Source organism: Streptomyces caelestis, assembly GCF_001279005.1.
GTDB lineage: Bacteria > Actinomycetota > Actinomycetes > Streptomycetales > Streptomycetaceae > Streptomyces > Streptomyces heliomycini.
The window spans coordinates 1-2,745 of record NZ_LGCN01000288.1 but is presented as its reverse complement, the minus strand read 5'-3'; the positions used below and the strand labels follow the sequence as shown (position 1 = coordinate 2,745).

The following is a 2,745-nucleotide window of genomic DNA, read 5'->3' as shown; positions in this document are numbered from 1 at the left end:
CCACACCTCGCGCAGCCCGGCGAAGGCCGCCGGGTCCTCCTCGGCGACCAGCCGGAACAGCCCGACCGTCAGCCACAACCCGGTGACGGACCCCTCGGCGAGTACGGCGGCCAGGGCGGCGGTGTCGAGGACGCCGGCCGGTGCGACGGCGACGGTGCCGCCGGTCAGCCAGGGCACCCACAGCTCGAAGGTGGAGGCGTCGAAGGTGTGCGGGGAGTGGAGGAGGACGCGGCGGTGCGCGGGGCGCCTCCAGCGGTGGTCGAGGGCGAGTTCGGCCACGTTGCGGTGGGTGACGGCGACGCCCTTCGGCACGCCCGTCGAGCCCGAGGTGAACATGACGTACAGCCACTGGTCGGGATGGGTGGGAACCTCGGGGGCGGTCGCCGGGTACGCGGCGGTCTCCGCGTCGGCGGTGAGGTCGTCGACCTGGAGGACCCTGGTGTCGCCGGCCTCGGTGACGATCTCGTGGTCGGCGAGGTGCGGGTCGACCAGGAGGAGCGGGGCGGCCGTGTCGGCGAGGATGCGGGTGAGCCGGGAGGCCGGGTCGACGGCGTTGAGAGGGGCGTACACACCGCCCGCCTTGACGATGGCCAGCAGGGCGAGGACCAGGTCGGCGGAGCGTTCCATCAGGACGGCCACGACGGTCTCCGGGCCGACGCCGAGTCCGGCGAGGCGGTGCGCGAACCGGCTGGAGACGGCGTCGACCTCGGCGTACGTCCAGGAACGGCCGGCATGCGTGAGGGCGACGGCGTCGGGGGTGCGGGCGGCCTGCCCGGCGAAGAGCACGGCGAGGGAGGTGTCCGGCACGGGAGTGGCGCGGCCGGTCCAGGTGTCGAGCAGCAGGGTGCGTTCGGCCGGATCGAGGAGGTCGAGGCCGGACAGCGGAGTGTCGGGGTGGGCGGACGCCTCGCCGAGCAGCCGGAGCAGCCGGGCGAGCAGGGCCTCGACGGTCTCGGGGGCGTAGAGGTCGGTGGCGTACTCGGCGGTGATGTCGAGGCCGGCGGGGCGGCCGTCGGGGGTGAGGTGCTCGTCGAAGCCGACGGTGAGGTCGAACTTGGCGGTGCGGGTGGCCGCGTACTCGGCGCGGGCCCGCAGTCCCGGGAAGTCGGCGCCAAAGTCGGTGGAGCCGGCCTGGACCAGGGTGAGCATGACCTGGAAGAGGGGGTGGCGGGCGCCGCTGCGCTCGGGGTTGAGGGCTTCCACGAGCCGGTCGAAGGGGAGGTCCTGGTGGGCCCAGGCGGCGAGGTCGGTCGACCTCACTCGCTCCAGCAGTTCGCGGAAGGTCGGGTCGCCGGCGACGTCGGTGCGCAGGACGAGGGTGTTGACGAAGAAGCCGACCAGGTCGTCCAGGGCTTCGTCGGTGCGGCCGGCGACCGGGGAGCCGATCGGGACGTCGGGTCCGGCTCCGGAGGCGGCGAGCACGGTGGCGAGGGCGGCCTGCGCGGCCATGAAGAGGGTGGCGCCGCTCTCGCGGGCCAGGTCGGCGAGCGCGGCGTGCGTCCCGGGCGGGCAGTGCACGGTGACGGTGTCGCCGCGGTAGGAGGCGACGGCCGGGCGCGGCCGGTCGGCGGGCAGCGTGGCCTCCTCCGGGAGCCCGGCCAGCCGCTCCTGCCAGTAGGCGAGTTGCCGGTTCATGAGGCTGTCCTCGGCGTCCGGTTCGCCGAGCACCTCCTGCTGCCAGAGGGTGTAGTCGGCGTACTGGATCTCCAGCGGCTCCTGCTCGGGCGCGCGCCCTGTGGTACGGGCCCGGTAGGCGTGGGCGAGGTCGCGCAGCAGGGGGGCGATGGACCAGCCGTCGGAGGCGATGTGGTGCATGACGACGAGCAGGACGTGTTCGCGGGCGCCGAGCCGGATCAGCCGGGCCTGGACGGGCAGGTCGGCGGCGAGGTCGAAGACGTGCGCGGACTCGGCGGCGAGGACGTCCGCGAGGGTGTCCTCGCCGGCCGCCAGGACGGGCAGGGCGGGCCGGGCGTCCTCGGCCGGCATGACGCGCTGGTACGGGGTGCCCTCGCGCTCGGGGTAGACGGTGCGCAGGCTCTCGTGCCGGGCGACGACGTCCGCGAGGGCCAGGGTGAGCGCCTCGATGTCGAGGTCTCCGGACAGACGCAGGGCGAGCGGGATGTTGTAGGTCGCCGAGGGGCCCTCCAGCTGGGCGAGGAACCACAGGCGCTGCTGGGCGTACGACAAGGGGATCACTGGGAGGCTCCCATCCGGCGCATCGGCCGCAGTTTGGGACGCGCGCTCTCGGCGCGGTCGAGCCGCTCGGCCAGCCTGGCCACGTTCGGGTTCTCGAAGAGGGCGGGGACCGGGAGTTCGGCCCCGAGGACGGTGCGGATCCGGCTGACGAGCCGGGTGGCGAGCAGGGAGTGTCCGCCGAGGCGGAAGAAGTCGTCGTCCACGGAGACGGACGGCAGGCCGAGGACCTCGGCGAACAGGCCGCACAGGACGTCCTCGCGGGGGTTGCGCGGCGCCCGGCCGCCGCTGCCGGCCGAGACCGGGGGCTGGGGCAGCGCACGCTTGTCGATCTTGCCGTTGGCGGTCAGGGGCAGAGCGTCCAGGGTCATGAAGGCGGCCGGGACCATGTAGTCGGGCAGCGTCTCGTTCGCGTGGGCGCGCAGGGCGGCGGTGTCGACGACGTCGCCGACCACGTAGGCCACCAGGCGTTTGTCGCCGGGGCGGTCCTCGCGGACGACCACCGCGGCCTGCGCCACCGACGGGTGGGCGGCGAGCGCCGACTCGATCTCA

The 2,745-nt window shown here is 74.4% G+C and carries 2 protein-coding genes; both read right to left on the bottom strand.

The window, feature by feature from the left end:
* Positions 1 to 2,196, bottom strand: a 2,196-nt coding sequence (locus ADK41_RS38255; RefSeq protein ID WP_159044014.1) for a condensation domain-containing protein, incomplete at its 3' end; no start/stop codon positions are given.
* A partial coding sequence (locus ADK41_RS38250) for a phosphopantetheine-binding protein (RefSeq protein WP_159044013.1) occupies positions 2,193 to 2,745 on the bottom strand: 553 nt, incomplete at its 5' end. The genes ADK41_RS38250 and ADK41_RS38255, both read right to left, overlap by 4 nt.